The 20,836-nt window shown below is 59.4% G+C and carries 18 protein-coding genes, 1 tRNA gene and 4 pseudogenes; 17 read left to right on the top strand and 6 right to left on the bottom strand.

Annotation, left to right across the window (positions count from 1 at the left end):
- Nucleotides 1-47 precede the first annotated feature (47 nt).
- Complete coding sequence (locus NKI41_RS17720) at nt 48-1,376, top strand: dicarboxylate/amino acid:cation symporter (RefSeq protein ID WP_352620933.1); 1,329 nt, start codon at nt 48-50, stop codon at nt 1,374-1,376.
- Nucleotides 1,377-1,678: 302 nt separating this feature from the next.
- Nucleotides 1,679-2,710, top strand: a complete 1,032-nt coding sequence (locus tag NKI41_RS17715; RefSeq protein WP_023678260.1) for a LacI family DNA-binding transcriptional regulator — start codon at nt 1,679-1,681, stop codon at nt 2,708-2,710.
- Between the two features lie 581 nt (nt 2,711-3,291).
- Here the strand turns inward: NKI41_RS17715 and NKI41_RS17710 are convergent.
- Nucleotides 3,292-4,221 (bottom strand): LysR family transcriptional regulator, encoded by a 930-nt coding sequence (locus NKI41_RS17710; protein WP_352506788.1) that lies wholly within the window; start codon nt 4,219-4,221, stop codon nt 3,292-3,294.
- 266 nt (nt 4,222-4,487) lie between these two features.
- Here NKI41_RS17710 and NKI41_RS17705 point away from each other — a divergent pair, with 266 nt between their 5' ends.
- From NKI41_RS17705 to NKI41_RS17665, 9 genes and pseudogenes are all read left to right on the top strand, one after another.
- Nucleotides 4,488-5,081: a NodA family N-acyltransferase gene (locus NKI41_RS17705; RefSeq protein WP_352483781.1), complete on the top strand. Its 594-nt coding sequence runs from the start codon at nt 4,488-4,490 to the stop codon at nt 5,079-5,081.
- Nucleotides 5,078-5,737 carry a chitooligosaccharide deacetylase NodB gene (gene nodB / locus NKI41_RS17700; RefSeq protein WP_352457035.1) on the top strand — a complete coding sequence of 220 codons (660 nt, stop codon included), beginning with the start codon at nt 5,078-5,080 and terminating at the stop codon, nt 5,735-5,737. Before NKI41_RS17705 ends, nodB begins: the two co-directional genes overlap by 4 nt.
- A gap of 14 nt (nt 5,738-5,751) precedes the next feature.
- Nucleotides 5,752-7,077, top strand: a complete 1,326-nt coding sequence (gene nodC, locus NKI41_RS17695) for a chitooligosaccharide synthase NodC (protein WP_352609807.1) — start codon at nt 5,752-5,754, stop codon at nt 7,075-7,077.
- 80 nt (nt 7,078-7,157) lie between these two features.
- Nucleotides 7,158-7,754 (top strand): nodulation methyltransferase NodS, encoded by a 597-nt coding sequence (nodS, locus tag NKI41_RS17690; RefSeq protein ID WP_352684345.1) that lies wholly within the window; start codon nt 7,158-7,160, stop codon nt 7,752-7,754.
- 35 nt (nt 7,755-7,789) lie between these two features.
- Nucleotides 7,790-8,035, top strand: a pseudogene (locus NKI41_RS17685) (carbamoyltransferase N-terminal domain-containing protein); the annotation flags it as partial.
- A gap of 43 nt (nt 8,036-8,078) precedes the next feature.
- Nucleotides 8,079-8,990 (top strand): nodulation factor ABC transporter ATP-binding protein NodI, encoded by a 912-nt coding sequence (gene nodI, locus NKI41_RS17680; RefSeq protein ID WP_352684248.1) that lies wholly within the window; start codon nt 8,079-8,081, stop codon nt 8,988-8,990.
- Between the two features lie 3 nt (nt 8,991-8,993).
- Nucleotides 8,994-9,782 (top strand): ABC transporter permease, encoded by a 789-nt coding sequence (locus NKI41_RS17675; protein ID WP_352684246.1) that lies wholly within the window; start codon nt 8,994-8,996, stop codon nt 9,780-9,782.
- Nucleotides 9,783-9,849: 67 nt separating this feature from the next.
- Nucleotides 9,850-10,812, top strand: coding sequence for a LysR family transcriptional regulator (locus NKI41_RS17670; RefSeq protein WP_352684243.1), 963 nt, complete (start codon nt 9,850-9,852; stop codon nt 10,810-10,812).
- Nucleotides 10,813-10,820: 8 nt separating this feature from the next.
- Nucleotides 10,821-11,083 (top strand): annotated as a pseudogene (locus tag NKI41_RS17665) (hypothetical protein); the annotation flags it as partial.
- Nucleotides 11,084-11,160: 77 nt separating this feature from the next.
- Here NKI41_RS17665 and NKI41_RS17660 read toward each other — a convergent pair.
- A pseudogene (locus NKI41_RS17660) lies at nt 11,161-11,541 on the bottom strand (transposase domain-containing protein); the annotation flags it as partial.
- A 436-nt stretch (nt 11,542-11,977) separates the two neighbouring features.
- Here NKI41_RS17660 and NKI41_RS17655 point away from each other — a divergent pair.
- Nucleotides 11,978-12,769, top strand: coding sequence for a calcium-binding protein (locus NKI41_RS17655; RefSeq protein ID WP_352637434.1), 792 nt, complete (start codon nt 11,978-11,980; stop codon nt 12,767-12,769).
- Between the two features lie 60 nt (nt 12,770-12,829).
- Here the strand turns inward: NKI41_RS17655 and NKI41_RS17650 are convergent, their stop codons facing one another.
- On the bottom strand, nt 12,830-13,027 hold the full coding sequence (locus tag NKI41_RS17650) for a hypothetical protein (RefSeq protein WP_352637436.1): 198 nt from the start codon (nt 13,025-13,027) through the stop codon (nt 12,830-12,832).
- Nucleotides 13,028-13,164: 137 nt separating this feature from the next.
- Between NKI41_RS17650 and NKI41_RS17645 the strand changes: the two genes are divergently transcribed.
- The 3 genes from NKI41_RS17645 to NKI41_RS17635 all read left to right on the top strand — a co-directional run bounded on the left by NKI41_RS17645 (nt 13,165) and on the right by NKI41_RS17635 (nt 18,110).
- Nucleotides 13,165-14,934, top strand: a complete 1,770-nt coding sequence (locus NKI41_RS17645) for a type I secretion system permease/ATPase (protein ID WP_352637459.1) — start codon at nt 13,165-13,167, stop codon at nt 14,932-14,934.
- Nucleotides 14,909-16,222, top strand: coding sequence for an HlyD family type I secretion periplasmic adaptor subunit (locus NKI41_RS17640; protein ID WP_352548197.1), 1,314 nt, complete (start codon nt 14,909-14,911; stop codon nt 16,220-16,222). Before NKI41_RS17645 ends, NKI41_RS17640 begins: the two co-directional genes overlap by 26 nt.
- Before the next feature lie 670 nt (nt 16,223-16,892).
- Nucleotides 16,893-18,110, top strand: a complete 1,218-nt coding sequence (locus NKI41_RS17635; RefSeq protein WP_352637438.1) for a tyrosine-type recombinase/integrase — start codon at nt 16,893-16,895, stop codon at nt 18,108-18,110.
- A gap of 21 nt (nt 18,111-18,131) precedes the next feature.
- Here the strand turns inward: NKI41_RS17635 and NKI41_RS17630 are convergent.
- Nucleotides 18,132-18,207 (bottom strand) — tRNA-Ile (locus tag NKI41_RS17630).
- A 173-nt stretch (nt 18,208-18,380) separates the two neighbouring features.
- On the opposite strand from NKI41_RS17630, the gene NKI41_RS17625 reads away from it, so the two are divergent.
- Nucleotides 18,381-19,091, top strand: a complete 711-nt coding sequence (locus NKI41_RS17625) for an SIMPL domain-containing protein (RefSeq protein WP_352472400.1) — start codon at nt 18,381-18,383, stop codon at nt 19,089-19,091.
- 132 nt (nt 19,092-19,223) lie between these two features.
- On the opposite strand, the gene NKI41_RS17620 is transcribed toward NKI41_RS17625, so the two are convergent.
- Both NKI41_RS17620 and NKI41_RS17615 read right to left on the bottom strand, forming a co-directional pair.
- On the bottom strand, nt 19,224-19,583 hold the full coding sequence (locus tag NKI41_RS17620) for a hypothetical protein (RefSeq protein WP_352637442.1): 360 nt from the start codon (nt 19,581-19,583) through the stop codon (nt 19,224-19,226).
- A gap of 225 nt (nt 19,584-19,808) precedes the next feature.
- Nucleotides 19,809-20,255, bottom strand: coding sequence for a YcgN family cysteine cluster protein (locus NKI41_RS17615; RefSeq protein WP_023678278.1), 447 nt, complete (start codon nt 20,253-20,255; stop codon nt 19,809-19,811).
- 235 nt (nt 20,256-20,490) lie between these two features.
- Between NKI41_RS17615 and NKI41_RS17610 the strand changes: the two are divergent.
- Nucleotides 20,491-20,836 (top strand): annotated as a pseudogene (locus tag NKI41_RS17610) (OmpA family protein); the annotation flags it as partial.

The raw sequence follows: 20,836 nt of genomic DNA, 5'->3' as shown, positions 1-20,836 counted from the left end.
CCCGGGAGAAGTCACGCCACCTCGATCCGGTCAGGGAGAGAGAAACAGTGTCAGCTGCACAAGTCCGCGGCGCGAGTCCCGCGCCCCGCAAACCCTTCTATGCCAAGCTTTACGCGCAGGTGCTTGCCGCCATCGCCCTCGGCGTCGCAATTGGCTATTTCTATCCGGGAACCGGCGAGAGCCTGAAGCCGCTGGGTGATGCCTTCATCAAGCTGGTCAAGATGATCATCGCGCCTGTCATCTTCCTGACAATTGCGACCGGCATTGCCGGCATGAACGATCTTCACAAGGTCGGCCGGGTCGCCGGCAAGGCAATGGTCTATTTCCTCACCTTCTCGACGCTCGCGCTGATCGTCGGCCTGATCGTCGCCAATGTCGTCCAGCCTGGCGCCGGCCTCAACATCGATCCGGCCTCGCTCGATGTCCAGGCCGTGAATACCTATGCCGCAAAGGCCCACGAGCAGTCGGTCACCGGCTTCCTGATGAACATCATCCCGCCAACGATAGTCGGCGCCTTCGCGGAAGGCGACATCCTGCAGGTGCTGTTCTTCTCGGTTCTGTTCGGCATGGCGCTCGCGATGGCCGGAGAGACGGGCAAGCCTGTCGTTTCCTTCCTTCAGGCGCTCATCGCGCCTGTCTTCAAGCTCGTCGGCATTCTGATGAAAGCCGCGCCGATCGGCGCTTTCGGCGCAATGGCCTTCACCATCGGCAGATATGGCATCGGTTCGGTCGTCAACCTCGCGATGCTGGTCGCGACGTTCTATTTCACCGCCTTCCTCTTCGTGTTCGGGGTTCTCGGCGCGGTCTGCCGCTACAACGGCTTTTCGATCTGTTCTCTCATTCGCTACATCAAGGAAGAGCTGCTGCTTGTCCTCGCAACGTCCTCCTCGGAGGCCGCGCTCCCCTCGCTCATGCAGAAGATGGAGAAGGCGGGCGCCAGGCGTTCGGTTGTGGGTCTCGTCATCCCGGCCGGATATTCGTTCAATCTGGACGGCACGAATATCTACATGACCCTGGCGGCCCTCTTCATCGCGCAGGCGACGAACACCGATCTGTCAATCGGCGATCAGGTGCTGCTGCTGCTCGTTGCGATGCTTTCCTCCAAGGGCGCTGCAGGTGTGACAGGTGCGGGCTTCATCACCCTGGCTGCTACGCTCGCCGTAGTTCCGAGTGTTCCCGTTGCTGGGATGGCCCTGATACTCGGCATCGACCGCTTCATGTCCGAATGCCGGGCGTTGACGAATTGCGTTGGTAACGCAGTGGCATCCCTCGTCGTCGCCCGCTGGGAAGGAGAATTGGACCAAGCGCAGATGAAAGCCGCCTTCTGCGGTCATCAGGTTGCCGAGGCATCAAACCGGCTATCCTCCGCCGAGTAAGGGCGACGCACCGCGACCGGTTTCGCCAAGCTGGTCACATGACCTGAACGATCGACTCGCAGGCTCTAAACGGCGCCTCACGGACCATGTATCAGAAGCGCTAAATGTGTGAGTGCAAATCATCGCCGCCCTAAGCGAATGAACCTTCCGTTATACCCGGCCGGTCTACGTCTGGAGTAGTCCAATACGCTGTCGATCATTCAGTGTGCGGGCGTCTTCACTTTGCCCACCCGAAACCATTGTCGAATCGCGCTAGGTGACAGAGAGCCAGCCTGCGTCAAAAACCAATCAGAATAGGACCCATGACCAAGCGCCCCACAATTGCCGATCTCGCCCGCGAAGCCCGAGTCAGCGTAGCAACGGTCGATCGGGTTCTGAACGCCCGCCATCCGGTGCGCGAGGAGACCGCGCGGCGGGTCCACGACGCCGCCCACGCGATCGGCTATCATGCTGCCGGGCTCATCAAGCAGCGCTTGCGGCGAGACCTACCGTGCTACCGTCTGGGCTTCATCTTGAGAAAACCGGCCCAGCATTTCTACCAAGACTTTGCGCGCGAGGTCGAAGCGTCGGTCAATTTGGCCCAGTCCTTCCACGGCATTCCGCTCATCCAATTCGCCCCGTCACATATGCCGAGCGACCTAATCGCACCGCTCAAGGATTTGGGCGCACGCTGCCATGCGATCGCGATGGTGGCACCGGACCACCCAAAAATTACAGCAGCGGTTGAGGACCTCAAGGCCAAAGGCATTCCGGTTTTCTCGCTGCTTTCCGACTTCGCCGCCGGCGTGCGACAGGGCTATATCGGCCTCAACAACCGCAAGGTGGGGCGCACGGCCGCTTGGATGGTGTCCAAGGTCGCAAAACGGCCCGGCAAGGTGGCGGTGTTTGTCGGTAGCCATCGTTTCCAGGGGCACGAGCTCCGTGACGTCGGCTTTCGCTCCTATTGCCGTGAGAACGCGCCGACGTTCGAGGTGCTCGATCCGCTTGTGAACCTGGAGAAACGGCAGGTCACCTACGAGGCAACGCTTGATCTCATGCAGCGGGAACCCGAGCTCGTCGGCTTCTATGTCGCCGGGGGCGGCATGGAGGGCGCCATCTCCGCGGTCCGGGAAGAGGGTAAAAGTCGCGATCTCGTCGCGATCGTGAATGAAATCACGCCGGAATCTCGGGCGGCACTCGCTGATAACATCATCACGATGGCGGTCGCCACGCCAATGCGCCGGCTTTCCCAGGAGCTGATAACGCTGATGACGCGGGCTATCGAGACCGGCACTGCTGAAACACCAGGACAGACATTTCTGCCGTTCGACATTCATCTGCCGGAAAATATATGAAACTGATGGCCTCTATCGTAAGCGGGGAAGTTTCCTTTCATAAATGAGAGAAAGTTGATTGATGATCCCATCCACGCGGGGTAGCCGCACCCCACAGGCCTGAGCCGCGGCCCAGGATGAAGCGCCAATTGGGTGAACGGATCGGCCACGCGTTCAGGCGGAAGCGCGAGGTAAATTGCCTACATCCGCAGCGTCAATCGCGACCGGCTTCATTGCCAACATCTCGACGTTGTCGGTGCAGGGCGGTGTCGTCAAGGATGCCTCACGCCAGTAGCCGAGCGAGGCCGGCACAGTCCATTGGGATTGACCTCGTCGACCGGCATCTCCTCGCCTGGCCGCGCGTGAAAAGCCGCGGCAGGGCCGGCAAAGTTGGCATTTGAGTGGGGCTAAACATCTTCTGGGACTTCGCACGCGAAATCGGAGGCGGCAGTCAACTCAGCACCAACCCGGGCATGTGTTCTGCTCGTTCCTGGCCCTCGTACTCAGCAAGGAACTGCGCCGCTCTGCCGAGCCAAAGGCCTGACGCCCGAATGGCAACCGCTCCTACGCGATCGCGACCGCCTCCAGGAAGCCCGAGACGCTCAATAGCTTTCAAGCAAAGGCGCCAGGCGAGATGCCTCCTGCAACATCATTTCCCGCATCCACAGGCTTGCCGGATCAGTATTGTGAAGCGCGGGCCATTGGACGGCCTCCGTGAATGCGGGATGAGGAAGTGGCGGCGGAAGTCCGACAATCCGCAGGGGTGTTGTTTTTGCGAAATGCTGCGCCAGCCGTAAGGGCATGGTCCCGATGCGGTTGGTGCCTGATATGACGGGCGCGATCAGGCTAAAGCCCTGTACGACGACCTCGATACGTCTCTCGAAACCGTGCTCGAGCAAATACCACTCCTCCATGGTGGGCTGCCGGGTGTGCCTGAATTTGAGCACGACATGCCCCATCGACAAGTATCGCTCGAATGTAAGTGGCTCTGACAGCTGCTTGTTCGTGCCGCAGCCTACGCATACGAGCATATCTTCGAACAGGGCTGCGCGAGGATGTTTCGACATGAACACTTCCGGCATAATCAGAAAATCAACGTCGCCGCGCCGGAGAAGCTCCTCGGGGTCGTCGCAAATAGGCAGACATTCGAAGCGGACGGCGGGAGCTTCCCGCGCAGTACGCTCTACGATCCTCTTAAAAAGCACGAGCGTGAGGTAATCGGAAAGCATGATTCGGAAGAGACGATCCGATTGGGCTGGGTTAAAGGCGTCGGAGGAAATAATCGATAGCTGGATGTGCAGCAATGCGTCCCGGACTGCTGGGGCAAGCCCCTCCGCGCGCGGTGTCAAAATGAGCTCGCGGCCGTTCATCGTAAATAGCTCATTGCTGAAGTAGGCGCGTAACCGAGCGACGGCGGCGCTCATGGCCGGCTGGCTCAGGTTAATACTGTTGGCCGCGGCAGTGACTTTACGCTCCCTGATCAGAGCGTCCAGCACAACGAGGAGATTCAGATCCAGCCCCTTAAACCGCATATCCTGATCTATCCAGCGTGTGGATGGGCATCATCTAAACAATCAATTTTACGAATTTACGAACCATGCATTAGAGGAACGTAAATGACCGACGTCAAGCTCAAATCGACGGCGCCGCGACGGGCGGGAACATCGAGAGAGCTCATTGGCGAGCCCCACCGGCTGGCTCACCTTCGCTAACGACAACGGTTGAGTGCAGCCAACAACGCCGCCGCTTTGGCCGGGTAATGCGGCCCGCAAGAAACTATTTTGAAGAGAGGTCCTGAATGCGCCCTCAGGTGCAGTGGAAATTGTGCTGGGAAAACGAGTTGCAGCTCTCGGACCACGTCGAGCTCGCCCAGTTCTTTCGTAATACCTACGGGCCGACTGGGGCGTCCAACGCAGAACCGTTCGAAGGTAGTCGAAGCTGGGCCGGCGCCAGGCCTGAACTCCGCGCAATCGCCTATGATTCGAACGGTGTAGCGGCTCACATGGGCATACTGCGCCGTTTCATCAAGGTTGACGCGGTCGATCTGTTGGTGGCTGAGCTGGGCCTGTACGGGGTACGTCCGGATCTTGAGAGTCTCGGAATCGCCCATTCAATCCATGTCGTGCTTCCAATACTGCAGGAGCTTGGCGTTCCATTCGCTTTCGGAACCGTCCGGCACGCGCTGCGGAATCATGTTGAGAGGTTCGGGCGGCGATACAGCCCTTTGGCCGTCTTGTCGGGAATTCGCGTGCGCTCCACCCGACCAGAGGCGCGCCTCGACCTGCCGCCCACACGCATTGATGACGCACTCACCATTGTTCTGCCAGTTGGACGGCCGATCAGCGAATGGCCCACGGGCACGATGATCGATCGGAACGGACCAGAGCTATGAGCCGTCCCGATTGCTTGTACGAAGTGCGCCGTGAGTGCTCTGACGGCACCGGCCGTCGCAGCGTTTATCTGACGTTTGACGACGGTCCCAATCCACTTTTCACACCGGAGATTCTGGATGTGCTGGCAGAGCAGCGGGTGCCGGCCACTTTCTTCGTCATCGGCGCCTACGCCTTAGAGCACCCGGATCTAATCCAACGAATGTTTGCAGAAGGGCACGAGCTAGGCAACCACACGATGACTCATCCGGATCTGTACAAATGCGGCTTCGGCGAAGTGCAACGTGAGATCTTTGAAGCGAACGGCGCCATCATGAGGGCGTGCCCTCAGGCCTCGGTGCGCTATATTCGCGCGCCCTACGGGGCCTGGAGCGAAGAAGTCTTCACAGCGTCACAGATCGCCGGGCTGACGGCCCTCCATTGGTCCGTCGACCCTCGAGATTGGTCTCGCCCTGGGGTCGACGCGATTATCGATACCGTGCTCGCCTCTGTCCGGCCGGGCGCAATCGTACTCTTGCACGACGGATGCCCTCCCGGCGAGTTGAGCCAGGGCGCTCACGCCGGTCTGCGCGACCAGACGGTCACGGCGCTGTCCCGGCTGATTCCAGCACTTCATGAGCGCGGATTTGTAATCCGCTCACTTCCTCAACATCACTGAACAAACGAGATCCCATGACTCTTCTTGGTACAACCAGCACTGTGGCCATTTCGCTTTATGCACTGCTCTCGACTGCTTATAAGAGCATGCAGGGGATTTATGCTCTGCCGACAAACGACTCATCGGCGTTGGAGGATCTCGTCGGCTCCGATCAACTGCCCAGCGTGGATGTCATCGTCCCCTGCTTCAACGAGGATCCGCGCACGCTTTCAGAGTGCCTGGCGTCCATTGCAGACCAAGAATACGCCGGAAGACTTCGGGTCTATGTGGTTGATGACGGTTCTGGAAATCGCGAAGCCGTACGAACTGTCCACGAAACCTACGCGCGCGACCCTAGGTTCGACATCATTTTGCTTCCCGAGAATGTTGGAAAGCGCAAGGCGCAGATCGCCGCGATACGCCGCTCATCCGGGGATTTGGTGCTTAACGTTGATTCAGACACGATACTCGCGTCCGACGTCATCACCAAGCTTGTACCGAAGATGCGAGATCCAGCGGTCGGCGCAGTCATGGGTCAGTTGATTGCCAGTAACCGGAGCGAGAGCTGGCTGACAAGGCTGATAGACATGGAGTACTGGCTGGCTTGCAACGAGGAGCGCGCGGCACAGGCTCGCTTCGGTGCCGTTATGTGCTGTTGCGGCCCATGTGCCATGTACCGCCGGTCTGCGCTCCTTTTGTTACTGGACCAGTACGAGTCGCAATTTTTTCGGGGCAAGCCAAGCGACTTCGGGGAGGATCGCCATCTCACTATCCTCATGCTGAAAGCAGGCTTTCGAACCGAGTACGTTCCGGGCGCCATCGCGGCCACAGTCGTTCCGAACAGACTCGGACCGTATCTGCGCCAACAACTCCGTTGGGCACGAAGCACATTCCGGGACACGCTGCTTGGGCTGCGCTTGCTGCCCGGCCTCAATAGCTATCTCACGTTGGACGTGGTCGGACAGAATCTCGGGCCGCTACTCCTCGCCCTATCGGTACTAACGGGCCTCGCACATTTCGCACTGACAGGCACTGTGCCTTGGTGGACAGGACTGATGATTGTGTCCATGACCATGCTCCGATGCAGCGTGGTAGCATTTCGTGCTCGACAGTTTCGATTTCTGGGCTTTTCCCTGCACACGTTCATCAACATCTTTCTCTTACTTCCCTTGAAGGCCTACGCGCTGTGTACATTGAGCAATAGCGATTGGCTGTCGCGAAGCTCTGCTGTCGCTACATCGAACACTGGGGGAAAACAGGCCCCCACCCAAACTCCGATCACTGGATCAAGCAGGGCAGAATTCTCACCGCATGCGGCTCCGCTTCGCAGGCTCAATCTTGCGCGGATTCTTCGGGATTAGCGCTGTCGAGCAACATCTGCGGCGACGAATGATCGCTAATTACCTAGGTGGACGAGAGGTGGACGAGTTTGACCCAGAACATGAATCATCAGTTGCTCGATCGGGAATTGGCCGCAGACGATCCGTGGCGCCTCGACGGCAATCCGTTCGAGCGGGAGCGCCACACGCAAATGCTCCAGCTGGCGCTTGCCCAAGGCCCCATTACAAATGCCCTCGAAGTCGGGTGCGCTGCCGGCGCATTCACGGAAAAACTAGCCCCCTACTGCCAAGGGCTCACCGTCATCGATGTCGTGGCGCAAGCGATTGCTCGAGCACGTCAACGGATAAAGGAGCCGTCGCGCATCAACTGGATAGTCTCCGATGTTCAACAGTTTTCGACCGACGAGTTGTTTGACCTGATCGTTGTGGCGGAGGTCCTATACTACCTCGAAGACATAGCCGAGATGCGCGCGGCCGTCAAAAACCTGGTGCGGGTGCTTGCGCCAGGCGGGCATCTGATCTTCGGATCGGCAAGGGATGCTAATTGCCGTCGCTGGGGTCACGCCGCTGGTGCTGAGCCGGTCATCGCCATGCTGAACGAAACGTTGATCGAGGTAGAGCGTCTTGAGTGTCGGGGCGAGTCGGTCAACGAAGACTGCTTGCTCGTCCGTTTCCGGAACCCGCTTTCCGCTTCCTGATGAATCGAATCTATCGGCGTTAACGTGGAGACACTATGCGCATCTGTGGTACCAAGCTGACCCATGATGGGGCGATCGCCCTTGTCGAGGATGGACGGCTCGTCTTCTGCGTTGAGCAGGAAAAGCGGCACAACAATCCGCGTTATCAAACCATCGATAATCTCGACGCAATTGTCGCCGCTTTGGCGGAACAGGGGCTAAATCCTTGTGATGTCGATCAGTTCGTTATCGACGGCTGGGATGGCGAAGACGAGTCACAGTTTCAGGTCCGGCAGGCAACCAAGCAACCGCCAGTCTTGGCGTCCCTCTCGGTAAAATGAACCCATGTCCATGGTAGCGATCGATCTTACTGACGTAAGCAAAACTTATGACAAGCTCGTTGTCGACAGACTGTCGTTCCGCGTTGCGGCGGGGGAATGCTTCGGGCTCTTGGGACCGAACGGTGCGGGCAAAAGCACGATTGCGCGTATGGTCCTCGGCATGACATCGCCTGATGCGGGGAAGATTACTGTGCTCGGCGCTCCAGTGCCGGCGCGCGCGCGTTTGGCACGTATGCGCATCGGCGTGGTCCCGCAGTTCGACAATCTTGATAACGCGTTCACTGTACGCGAGAACCTGTTGGTGTTCGGGCGCTACTTCCGGATGAGCAGACGCCAGATCGAAGCGGTCATACCGTCGCTGCTTGAGTTCGCCCGCCTCGAGAACAAAGCGGATGCGCGCGTCGCCGAACTGTCCGGCGGCATGAAGCGGCGCCTGACGCTCGCGCGTGCGCTGATCAATGACCCGCACTTGCTAGTGATGGACGAGCCGACCACCGGCCTCGATCCGCAGGCCCGCCACCTGATCTGGGAACGGCTGCGATCGCTGCTGGCGCGGGGCAAGACTATTCTTTTGACTACCCATTTCATGGAAGAGGCCGAGCGGCTGTGCGATCGGCTGTGCGTTATGGAGGAGGGGCGCAAGATCGCCGAAGGCCGCCCGTCCGCACTCATTGACGAGCAGATCGGCTGTGACGTGGTCGAGGTCTACGGCGGCAATCCGCATGAACTGGGTGCGCTGATCCGGCCGTACGCACAGCGCATCGAGGTGAGCGGTGAGACGCTTTTTTGCTATGCACCCGATCCGGAGCAGGTGCTGGTGCAGCTACGCGGGCGCGCGGGTCTGCGCCTTCTGCAGCGTCCCCCCAATCTCGAGGATGTGTTCTTGCGGCTAACCGGGCGCGAGATGGAGGACTGAACAATGGGCGAACGTTATGCGGCGGCCATGCCCGCCAATGCATGGAATTGGGTCGCGGTTTGGCGCCGCAACTATCTTGGATGGAAGAAAATCGGGCTTGCATCGGTTCTCGGCAACCTCGCCGATCCGATGATCTATCTGTTCGGTCTCGGCTTTGGCATCGGAACAATGATAGGTCCTGTTGAGGGCACTTCGTACATTGCGTTTCTCGCGGCTGGCATGGTTGCCACAAGCGCGATGGCATCGGCGACTGCTGAAACGGTTTACGGGAGTTTCGGCCGCATGGACAACCAGCGCACCTGGGAAGGAATGCTATGCACTCAGCTGACGCTCGGCGATATCTTACTCGGCGAATTGGCGTGGGCAGCCACCAAGGCCCTGATGGCGGGCACAGCAATCACTATTGTTGCCACCACGCTCGGCTACACATCGTGGCCATCCATCCTCTGCTTGCTGCCAGTCATCGCTCTCAGTGGCCTCGCCTTCGCGAGTCTAGCGATGGTCGTCACGGCGCTTGCGCCCAGTTATGAATATTTCATATTTTATAATACGCTTGTTATAACACCCATGCTGTTCCTTTGCGGCGCGATGTTTCCGGTCAACCAATTGCCCGGCGCTTTTCAGGACGTCGCCTCCTTGTTGCCGCTCGCACATGCAATTGACCTCATTCGTCCGGCGATGCTTGGCCGTTCGGCCGGCAGCATGGGCCTGCATATCGGCGCGCTTTGCATATACACGGTTTTGCCGTTCTTCCTATCGGTTGCTCTATTTCGTCGTCGGCTGATGCGTTGACGCTACTCACCATTCGTAAAATTGATTCTTTGGGCGATACCCATCCACGCGTCGGATAGGTCAATACATGCGTTTTAAGGGACTTGATCTAAATCTCCTCGTTGTGCTGGACGCTTTGATCAGGGAGCGTAAAGTCACCGCCGCGGCCCGCAGTATTAACCTGAGTCAGCCGGCCATGAGCGCCGCCGTCGGTCGGTTACGCGCCTATTTCAGCGATGAGCTATTTACGATGAACGGCCGCGAACTCATTTTGACACCGCGCGCGGAGGGGCTCGCCACAGCAGTCCGGGAGGCATTGCTGCACATCCAGCTGTCGATTATTTCCTGGGACGCCTTTAACCCGGCCCGATCGGATCGTCGCTTCCGCATCATCCTTTCCGATTACCTCACGCTCGTATTTTTTAAGAAGATCGTAAAGCGTGCTGCGCGGGAAGCTCCCGCCGTCCGCTTCGAATGTCTGCTTATTTCCGACGACCCCGAGGAGCTTCTCCGGCGCGGCGACGTTGATTTTCTGATTATGCCGGAAGTGTTCATGTCGAAACATCCTCGCGCAGCCCTGTTCGAAGATATACTCGTATGCGTAGGCTGCGGCACGAACAAGCAGCTGTCAGAGCCACTTACATTCGACCGATACTTGTCGATGGGGCAGGTTGTGCTTAAATTCGGGGACACCCGGCAGCCCTCCATCGAGGAATGGTATTTGCTCGAGAACGGTTTCGAGAGACGTATCGAGGTCGTCGTACAGGGCTTTAGCATGATCCCGCCCCTTATATCAGGCACCAACCGCATCGGGACAATGCCCTTACGGTTGGCGCAGCATTTCGCAAAATTAACACCCCTGCGGATTGTCGAACTTCCGCCGCCACTTCCTGCCGCATTCACGGAGGCCGTCCAATGGCCTGCGCTTCACAATAATGATCCGGCAAGCCTATGGATGCGGGAAATGATGTTGCAGGAGGCATCTCGTATGATTACCCCGCCTAAGAGCACCGGACGTCTCAGTTGTCGGCCGACGACCCCTCGGTTATGAGAGGAGGCATGGATGGCGATTGGGATTGGGCGATTCCTGCATTGTCGAGAACGATGCAGGGAGAGCAGCTCCTTCAGCCTGAAGAGGTGGCAGCGATGCTGCCGCTGCATGAGCTTGGCTGGGGAACCGACGGGCGAACGAATTCGGGTGCGCTCGCAACACGGTGCCTCGGTATCTAAGCGAGGGCGGGACTGTTCCGTTTCGCAAGCCTGTGCGGCCGACCGCGTTTGACGGACTGGACCATTGGCTGCGGGAGCGCTTCTTCCCCCATGGCTCGGGCTGGATAACGATCTCGACCCGCTCCAGATGCGCCGGGAACGCCTTGCGCGGTCGCGCAGCACGTCGCGGCTCGCCTGTCGGTCTTGCGGCCTCGAGCTCGGACTCAATCGCGCCGAGCCCGGTCTGGATTTCGTCGAAGGCGAAGGCCTGCTGGTCACGTTCGAGCTTCTCGGAGCTGCGACCGAAGCGGCGCGCTCCAGCTGCTTGACGATCCCATGAAGGTCGGCGATCCGCTCCTGGGCAGGCTCGTTGAGTGTCGCCATCCGGACGATCTCGGCCTTGAGTGTTTCGCTCCGGAGTTGTTGCAGTTCGGCCTTCTCCGCCGCCATGGCGACGAACATCGCCTTGAGCGTATCGATTTCGTGGGGACGGGCCGAAGCGCTTCTCGTCATGACGCCGACAGAAGCTTATTGTGCACGGCCTGAAGCCCGCCTTTTGCGCCTGAGTCACTTCGCCACCGCCTTCCGGCCGGACGCCGTCGCCGTTCGGCTCGAACGCGTGTCCAGTCCATGCCTTCGACGAGCGCCATCAGTTCGGCGCGGCAAGCCGATCACGCCGTTCTCCGCCAGCGGAACTTGTCCTCGTCCAGCGCTCACGGTGCGGGTATGCCGGCGTCGAGCAAACAGAGAGAAGTTTGGGGCCCAAACCAGGACGGCCCCGTTACGAAGTTCGTCCTGGTCCCGGTTTGAGTGTCGAATCTTCATCGATTGCTTGGGCGACCAGCGTCCCCGCCGCCAGCGAGCCCGCAACTGCTCAGCAGAAGGGCGAAGTGAACGTGAATGCATCCATTTCGTAAATGTGTGTCTATCCAAGCAATCGATTTCTCTAATTATCCGATGAGCAATATGAACGCGTCAGGCAGGGTGCATCATTAGGAGTATTTTCGATGGCAAAGATTATCGAGGGTGGCCCGGGTGCCGAAACACTCATCGGCACCGAGCTTGACGATTGGATGGAGGGTTTCCAGGGCGGTGACTGGATTGACGGTCGTGGCGGCAACGACGAGATCTCGGGTGGCCCGGACAGTGACCGACTCATCGGCGGCAAGGGTAACGACCGCATCTTCGGCGGAGATGGCTGGGACGATCTCTCCGGCGACAACGGCCGCTTCAACCCGCGCGTCTCCGGTGAGGACAATGACAGGCTCAGCGGCGGTCCCGGCCAGGATGTCCTCTACGTTGGTGACGGCCAGGACACGTTGACCGGGGGCACCGACAATGACACCTTCGTGTTCCAGTTCCACAATCCGGTGCCTGGGGTTGTCGGGTCGAAGTCGGACATTACCACTATCACCGATTTCAACCCGGCGGAGGACAAGTTCGCCTTCGATGCGGTGGGCCTCTACAATGACGGTTTTGGCGCGAACTTCGTCAACAACGCCAGCATACAGTCCGGCTACCCGGTGAGCAGCTTCTACAGTGGTGCGGCCTCGGGTGCGAACGGCGAACACGTCGTGGTAATCACTGGCGAATCTTTCAACTCTGCTTCTGAAGCCGCGAGTGCGATCTCCGGCGAGCACGCCGGCGACATCATTGTCTACCAAAGCAGCTACACCGACAGAGTCGCAACTCTGGCCTATGTCACCGCCGACAACAGCGCGCATGAATTCGTCCACCTGGGCGGTGTGGTCACCGTGGCCGACCTAGGCCTGACCGCGTCGGACTTCACCTTCGTTTGATCCAGAAAACCCATACGGAACAGCGCCCCGCCCCCCGGGGGCGGGCGCTTTGCGTTTCCGCTACGTGCGATGGGCCGGGGCGCCCGGGAGCAGTCGCAGCGTGTACAGCTTGACGAAGCCCTGCACGTCGCGCTGGTCGTACACCGAAATCTCCCTGAAGGCGTGGAGGCGGAAGCCTGTTCGGGCCCTTGCGGTCGGCCAGATGACGTTGCCCTTCCAAACCTTCAGCCGGACGGTGTTGTTGTTGACCCGCTCCATTAGATGCCAAACCAAACACATTCGGCGGGAGCACTGATCTTGAATCAGCGAGCGGATGCAGTCGGTTGCCGCTCGGGGAGCAATATAGGGAGCTGGGTCGCCAGATCCTCACGGAGACCTACGTGAGTAACCATTCCTTGAAGGATTCAGCTTTGAGACCTTTCCCTCTGACTTCCGCTATTTGGGGAATTCTGTTGATCAGCGGCGTGGTCAACGTGCTTGCGCTGATCTCGCCGCTGTTCATGCTTCAGGTCTACGACCGCGTTCTGGCAAGTGGCAGCGTATCGACGCTAGTGGGGCTCGTCGTGCTTGCTGCAGGGCTTTATGCGTTCCAATGCCTGCTCGACGTTTTGCGCGCCCGCGTGCTGCTGCGGATTGGCGAGCGTTTCGATGAACAGTTTTCCGGACGCGTTCACGATGCGATCGTTCGCCTTCCGCTTTTAACGCGCATGCCGGGCGACGGCTTGCAGCCGCTACGCGATCTCGACAATGTTCGCGGATTCTTAGGTGGAAACGGCCCGACAGCGTTCTTCGATCTGCCATGGATGCTGCTTTATCTTGGCATTTGCTTCCTCCTTCATTTCTGGATCGGCATGACGGCACTTATCGGGGCGATCGGTCTCACATCTCTGACACTCCTTACCAACACTCTCTCGCAAGGGCCGATACGCGATACCATTGACCACAACATGGTACGCAATGGTCTACTGGAAGCAGCGCGCCGCAATGCCGAGGTCGTGCAAGCTCTCGGTCTCGCAAAGCGGATCGCCGCCCGATGGCACAAGGCCAATGCCAAGTATCTGGCCGCCAACCGGAAAGTCGGGGACGTGGCAGGTGGGCTGGGTGGCATTTCAAAGTCGCTGCGCGTGCTGCTGCAATCGGCCATTCTTGCCGTCGGCGCGTACCTTGTCATCAGGCAGGAGGCTACGGCCGGGGTCATGATTGCCAGTTCGATCATGATGGGGCGTGCGCTGGCTCCGGTCGATCTGGCCATTTCAAGCTGGAAACCCTTCCTCATGGCGCGCGAGGGTTGGGCGCGGCTGGAGGACCTCTTGGGAAAGGTTCCTGAAACCGCTCCTGTTATGCCAATGCCTGCACCTGAACGCGAACTCCGCCTCGAAGGCGTGACAATCGTTCCGCCCGGCGAAAGGAAGCCGACCGTGACCGGCCTTGCGTTTGCCGTTCAGGCGGGAAGCGCACTCGGGATCATCGGTGCATCGGGTTCGGGCAAGTCGACACTCTCGCGCGCCATCGTCGGCGCATGGGCGCCGGTCGCCGGAAAGGTTCGCATCGACAGCGCAAGCCTCGATCAATGGGACCGGGAAGCGCTAGGCCGTCATATCGGCTATTTGCCGCAAGGTGTTGAACTATTCGACGGCACCATTGCCGAAAACATCGCTCGTTTTGAAGATAATCCTGACCCTGAGGCTATTGTCACCGCGGCGAAAGCAGCGGGCACGCACGAACTGATCCTCCGATTTGAGCACGGCTACGAAACTCCGATTGGTGAGGCCGGATCGGCACTTTCCGCCGGGCAGCGCCAGCGTATCGGTCTTGCCCGTGCTCTTTATCGAGACCCTTTCCTTGTTGTGCTGGATGAACCCAATGCCAATCTCGATGCGGAAGGCGAGGCTGCGGTTGTCAAGGCGATCGCCTCCGTGCGCGAGCGCAAGGGCATTGCGGTTGTCGTTGCCCATCGGCCGAGCGCCATCCGCGCCGTGGATTTGGTGTTGGTGATGGAAGGTGGACGGCAGCGAGCATTCGGTGCGCGTGATGAGGCGCTTTCCAAAGTCCTTAAGGGGGCAGCGATGGCATCAGGCGCTGGGGTCAAGGCCATCGAGTCTACACAGGATAACGAGCGCGCTGACATGGAGGATCCCGGTGTCCGGCATTCATCAGAACAATGACGTTTCCAGGTCCATTCGCCGGCACCTGGTGGCGGGCCTGCTGGCGAGCGTGATCTTTGTGGGAGGAGCCGGAGCCTGGGCGGCCTTCACGAATCTCTCCGGCGCGGTTGTCGCGTCCGGACACTTTGTCGTCGATTCCTATGTGAAGAAGGTGCAGCACCCGACCGGCGGGGTGGTGGGAGAAATCCTGGTGAGCGAAGGTGATAAAGTAAAAGCCGGCGACATCCTCATGCGGCTCGACGCCACCCAGACGCGCGCCACTCTCGCTGTAGTCACCAAGCGGCTCGATGAGCTGGCCGCCAACCTGGCACGACTCGAAGCTGAGCGTGACGATCTGGCGGAGATCGCCTTCCCGGACTGGCTGCTCGCCCGCAGAGATGTTCCGGACGTAGCTTCGGCAGTACATGGCGAGACGCGGCTGTTCGAATTCCGCAGACAATCCCGCGACGGAAGGCAGGCGCAGCTAGCGGAACGCATCACTCAATATGAGCACGAGATCGAGGGGCTCAAGGCGCAGGCAATCGCTTGTGAGAAAAGCACCGAGATCCTCCAAAAGGAAATTGCTGCCCTGAGTGGGCTGCGCGACCAAGGCATTGTCTCGGACCAACGCTTGAACAGTCTGAAGACGCAGGTTGCCACTTTCGGCGGCGAACGCGGTGAGAAGATTGCACATCAGGCACAGACGGCAGCCCGCATAGCCGAAACGCGCCTGCAGATCCTGCAGATCGATCCGGATTTCAAGACGGAAGTCGGCCAGGAGCTCAGAGAGGTTCAGGCGCAGGTTGGGGAGTATGTTGAGCGCAAGGTGGCGGCTGAACAGGAACTGCGACGGATCGATATTGTCGCGCCGCAGTCAGGCGCCATTCAACAACTCGCAGTTCATACGGTCGGAGGAGTGATCACGCCCGCCGATCCGATTATGCTAATCGTGCCGGAAGGCGACGATCTTGCGCTTGAAGCACGAATCACCCCGAAGGACATCGACCAAATCCAGCTTGGTCACAAGGCCGTGCTGCGGATGTCAGCCTTCAATCTGAGGACCACGCCGGTATTGAACGGATATGTCAGCCGGATCGCAGCCGATCTGGCGACGGACGAAAAAAACGGCGTTTCGTATTACCTGGTGCGTCTGTCGGTTCCGCATGCGGAACTGACGAAGCTCAAGGACCTGACGCTCGTGCCCGGCATGCCGGCCGAAGCGATGATCCAGACGGGCGAGCGTACGGCGCTTTCTTATTTTGTGAAGCCGCTGTCGGACCAAATCAGTCGCGCATTCCATGAGGAATGAAAGTAACCACAGAAACATTTTGTTGGTATTCTTGTTGGTTGTTACGCATGCATGAGAGTCATAACCGTCTGAAAACACAGCCATACTTTCCTCAGTTGGATTCCGCCTCTGACTCAGATTCGTGGTTCCACGGTCATTTTGCCCTTCCAAGTCGCCGACCATTCAGTTCTTGGCCTCGAGCGCATTAAGATACCCATCATCGTACACAAAGGCTGGAAAAGAGTCCGGTGTCTTGAGCGATCCTGAGGTCTGGAGACCTAGGGTGAGCCTGCAAGCACAGGGCCAGGACATGATTGAGCGTCTGCAATATTCGGACAGGTACATAGGAAGACAGGCAGGCGTCAAAAACGCGCTTTCAACGCGCTAAACCGATGCTACGCACCCCGAGCGTCTTGCCGCCCTCGCTCCCGCCGGTAGGAATCAATCGCGAGCAGGCTGCGACGTTCATCGGCGTAAGCTCAACGACCTTTGATGAAATGGTCCAGGACGGCCGGATGCCCCAGCCACGAATGCCGAGCAAGGGGCGCATTGTTTGGGACGTCGAGGAACTTGTATTGGCCTTTCGAAAGCTCCCTCACCGCCAAATCGGAGGAGCACCAAAGCTTGACGAAGATTCGCCGCCACTAGACAATCCTTGGGATCGAAAACCACGAACATGACGGATGAGCCCGTGAAAATCGATCTTAAGGGCGTAGTGAAGGACACTGATCGCCACGGCAATGATCGGTACTATTTTCGCGCACCGGGTCGGAAGAAGGTCCGGCTCCGTGAACCGACCGGCAGCGACGAGTTCCTCGAGGAATTGCGGTGCGCGCGCGCCGAGGTCACTTATGTTCGGCCCGGCACTCTTCCCGAGATTTGCCGGCGCCTCCCCAAGCCTTCCGAGCCAGCGAAGAAAGGCACGTTGCTGTGGCTTTGCCAGGAGTATTACCGTCGGGGCGGCACGGAAATCACCCAAGACACTATGGCGCGCCGACGAGCAATTCTGGAGCGCGTATGCGAATTACCTCATCCCCTCGAAGGTGACCCGGATCCTCAGTATCCCACCAAGGGATCTCTGCCATTCGCCGGTATGAAACGGTCTCATGTTAAGGAGATCAGGGACACCAGGCTCGACGCCCTTGGCGCGGCAAACAATATCGTAAAAGCCATCAGCGCGATGTTTGAGTGGGCAAAGGACACAGAGATTCCGGGCGTCGACTCCAATCCCGCCCGCGGCATCAGACGGCTAAAGAGCGGCGACGGCTGGCACCCATGGGACGTGTCGGAGATCGTTCAATATGAGAGGCGGCATCCGCTGGGTACCGCAGCCAGACGTGCGCTCTCGATCTTCATGTTTACTGGCCTGCGGTTGTCCGACGTCGCGATCTTCGGTCGACAGCACATCACGCTCGTCTACAACGAGGAGACCGAGCAGTGGGAGAAGTGGATCAGAATTAAGCCTGGGAAGACCAGTCGTAACAAGGATGCGGTGTTGGTGGAGCTCCCGCTTCTGCCCGAACTAGAGGCGGAACTTGAGCACACGCCCTCCGACCAGATGACCTTCCTGGTCAATGAGTATGGTCGCCCGTTCTCGGAGAACGGTCTGGGCAACAAGATGCGCCAGTGGTGTGATCAAGCTGAGCTGCCGCACTGCAGTGCTCATGGAATTCGCAAGGCCGGCGCGACGATCGCCGCTGAGAACGGCGCGACGCACGAGCAGCTGAAGGCGATATATGGGTGGACTACGTACCAGCAGCCCGACCACTACATCAAGAAAGCGCGTCGCCGGAAGGTAGCGAGAGCGGCGAAATACCTGCTGGTTATCGATCGAAAAGAGAACAAAATTGTCCCACTTTCTGAGGGGGTTGAAAGAGGTGGGACAAAAATGGCCAAAAAATCCAATTAAATCAACGGCCACAAAAGCCAATGGTGGGCCCGGAGGGACTCGAACCCCCAACCAAGCGGTTATGAGCCGCCGGCTCTAACCATTGAGCTACAGGCCCCACGGCGCTGGATTAGTGTTTTTCCCTGAACCGCACAAGGCTTTCCGAGCAGGCGTTCCAAGGGGGCTGGCAGGGATCGCCCAAATCAGCCCATATTGATAACCTATTGCACGTCGCCCATTGGACGCCGGCCAACACTCGGCTGTCTTGGGATCCCAGATCGAGGAGATTTCATGACCAGACGTATCTTGCCCCTGGCGATTGCCGCCGCAATCGCATTTCCGGCGATCGCGGCCGCCGCCGATTCGCCACCGCCGCCGCGTATCGTCGTCACCGGTGAAGGCGAGGCGGCGATAGCACCCGATCTGGCTCTGCTGACGCTCAGCGTCATGCGCGAAGCCAAGACGGCACGTGCAGCGCTCGATGCCAATAACGACGCCATGGCCGCGGTGATCGCTGCCATGAAATCGTCCGGCATCAAGGAGCGCGACCTGCAGACAGCGGGCATCCAGATCAATCCGCGCTATAACTACACCAACAAGCCCGACGGCAGCCAGGAGGCCGAGCTTGTCGCCTATCAGGTGACCAACACGCTTTCGGTGCGCGTCCGCGACATCGACAAGACCGGCGACATTCTCGACAAGGCGGTGTCGCTCGGCGTCAACCAGGGCGGCGGCATCTCCTTCTCCAACGACGATCCGGCGGCAGCCGTCACCGAGGCGCGCAAGAAGGCCGTCGCCAATGCCATGGCCAAGGCCAAGACGCTGGCCGAAGCGGCCGGCGTCGGCATCGGCCGGGTCCTGGAAATCACCGACCAGAATTTCGCACCACCGCCGATGCCGATCAACGCCAAGGCATTCGATGCCGCCGGCGCGTCGGTCCCGGTGCAAGCCGGCGAGAATTCCTATACCGCACAGGTGACGGTGACTTTCGAATTGAAATGATCATCGCTTGCAGCATGAAAAAACCCCGGAGGATTGATCCTCCGGGGTTTTTTGAGCCGCGCTTTCCGTCCTGGCGGAAAGGGCTCCGCTACTCTACCGGCTGCAAGTCAGCCGGCCGCAAGCCCGAAGACCTTAGCGATAGATGATCGGACAGCCGCGCTCGTTGGCGAATACGATTACGACGCGGTCGCCATACTGGCGGCCGGCGACCTTGACCGTGCGGCGGTTGATGTCGATGATGCGGGCGCGGTGCAGGCCCATGCGTTCGGCCTTGTCAATGGCACGCTCCGGCGAACAGGACCGGCGCCAGCCGCCATGACGGCGGTGTTCGCGATAGTAACCATCATCTTCGTCGCCGGTATAGACGCCGACGCGCGGATCCTGGTTGTTGCCGAAGCCGAGATAGATGCTGTCAGCATGAGCGGGGATGGCAGCAAGCGTGCCAAGGCCGACAAGTGCCGAAAGAGCAACCGTCTTGATGGTATTGAACATTGTCTTCTCTCCTTGTTTGAGGGTTTCCACCCGTTTTCGTCAAACCTATGCGAGGAGAATGCACCCGCCTGTCTGAATTTTTTGCGAACCGGCCATTCATCCCCCGTTCATGCGGCAAGAATGGGCCAGCCGTTAGTCTGTCCGTTTCTGGAACCGTTCTATGCAGGGCAGATGGGGAACGTACCCTTTTGCCATGGTTCCCGGTCTTCGTTACCGCAGGAAATCCTAAGGCTCGTCCGCGAGCATATGGTCGAAATAGTCGTCCGGCTCGGCAAGGTCGGTCTCGCTGGCGCTGACCCGGCCGCGCATCGAGATGCCGGCCTCGTGCACGGTCTCGTCGCTTCCCGACACCAGCCTGTGCCACCAATAGAGATCGCGGCCCTCGGCCACCAGCCGGTAAGCGCAGGTCTTGGGCAGCCAGCTGATGGTGCGCACGTTCTGCGGCGTCAGCCCGACGCAATCCGGAACACGCGCCAGCCGGTTGGCATAGTCGGAGCAGCGGCAGCTTCCAGCGTCGAACAGCCGGCAGCCGACGCTGGTCCAGTAGATCTCTCCGGTGTCCTCGTCTTCGAGTTTCGACAGGCAGCACTTGCCACAACCGTCGCAGAGTGATTCCCACTCGGCCGGGGTCATCGCCTCGAGCGTCTTGGTCTTCCAGAACGGCTTTTCCATCGTCGGCATGTGGCCCCCGGACGCTTCAAGGTCAAGCACGGCAACCGTGCACCCTCGTCCGAACGATACGCCGGGACCATACGCCGGAACATACGCCAGGACCATACGAATGACATGAAGTCGCCTTCAAAACGCCGGTCAATCGCCCTGTGCCACAGCTAGAACCTACAAACAGGAACCAAACATGGTTGCTGAAAGTTTGGGCAGGGATGGGACGCCACAAGGAGTGTTTATGATGAAACGCCAACCACGGATTCTGGCAGGCACGGCGCTTGGCCTGTTGATGGCGTCCGCGCCGCTAGGCGCGTTCCCGCTGCAAGGCGACGCCGCATTCGGCCCCGTGCAACGTACCGCAGCGCCGCTCATCCCAGTGCAATCGAGTTGCGCCGAGGGCGAGTCGGCGGAGGCCTGCGCGCAAAGCCAGCAGGCAGAGCAGCCCAGAAAGAAGAAGCGCGACCAGCAGCAGCAAACGGAATCCGCTCCGGCCGAGCAGGCGGCTCCAGCCGAGTCCGAGCAACCCCGCAAGAAGCGGCGCAATCAGCAGCAGCAAACAGAATCCGCTCCGGCCGAGCAGATCGCTC

Origin of the sequence: Mesorhizobium sp. M0601, from assembly GCF_040320845.1 — a bacterium.
GTDB lineage: Bacteria > Pseudomonadota > Alphaproteobacteria > Rhizobiales > Rhizobiaceae > Mesorhizobium.
This window is presented reverse-complemented; position numbering and strand designations above follow the sequence as displayed.

Excerpts from the sequence above, each read along its gene's own strand:
- NKI41_RS17715 (WP_023678260.1), top strand. The coding sequence starts at position 1,679 with ATGACCAAGCGCCCCACAATTGCCGATCTCGCCCGCGAAGCCCGAGTC.
- NKI41_RS17710 (WP_352506788.1), bottom strand. The coding sequence starts at position 4,221 with ATGCGGTTTAAGGGGCTGGATCTGAATCTCCTCGTTGTGCTGGACGCT.
- NKI41_RS17705 (WP_352483781.1), top strand. The coding sequence starts at position 4,488 with ATGCGCCCTCAGGTGCAGTGGAAATTGTGCTGGGAAAACGAGTTGCAG.
- nodB (WP_352457035.1), top strand. The coding sequence starts at position 5,078 with ATGAGCCGTCCCGATTGCTTGTACGAAGTGCGCCGTGAGTGCTCTGAC.
- nodC (WP_352609807.1), top strand. The coding sequence starts at position 5,752 with ATGACTCTTCTTGGTACAACCAGCACTGTGGCCATTTCGCTTTATGCA.
- nodS (WP_352684345.1), top strand. The coding sequence starts at position 7,158 with ATGAATCATCAGTTGCTCGATCGGGAATTGGCCGCAGACGATCCGTGG.
- nodI (WP_352684248.1), top strand. The coding sequence starts at position 8,079 with ATGTCCATGGTAGCGATCGATCTTACTGACGTAAGCAAAACTTATGAC.
- NKI41_RS17675 (WP_352684246.1), top strand. The coding sequence starts at position 8,994 with ATGGGCGAACGTTATGCGGCGGCCATGCCCGCCAATGCATGGAATTGG.
- NKI41_RS17670 (WP_352684243.1), top strand. The coding sequence starts at position 9,850 with ATGCGTTTTAAGGGACTTGATCTAAATCTCCTCGTTGTGCTGGACGCT.
- NKI41_RS17655 (WP_352637434.1), top strand. The coding sequence starts at position 11,978 with ATGGCAAAGATTATCGAGGGTGGCCCGGGTGCCGAAACACTCATCGGC.
- NKI41_RS17650 (WP_352637436.1), bottom strand. The coding sequence starts at position 13,027 with ATGGAGCGGGTCAACAACAACACCGTCCGGCTGAAGGTTTGGAAGGGC.
- NKI41_RS17625 (WP_352472400.1), top strand. The coding sequence starts at position 18,381 with ATGACCAGACGTATCTTGCCCCTGGCGATTGCCGCCGCAATCGCATTT.
- NKI41_RS17620 (WP_352637442.1), bottom strand. The coding sequence starts at position 19,583 with ATGTTCAATACCATCAAGACGGTTGCTCTTTCGGCACTTGTCGGCCTT.
- NKI41_RS17615 (WP_023678278.1), bottom strand. The coding sequence starts at position 20,255 with ATGGAAAAGCCGTTCTGGAAGACCAAGACGCTCGAGGCGATGACCCCG.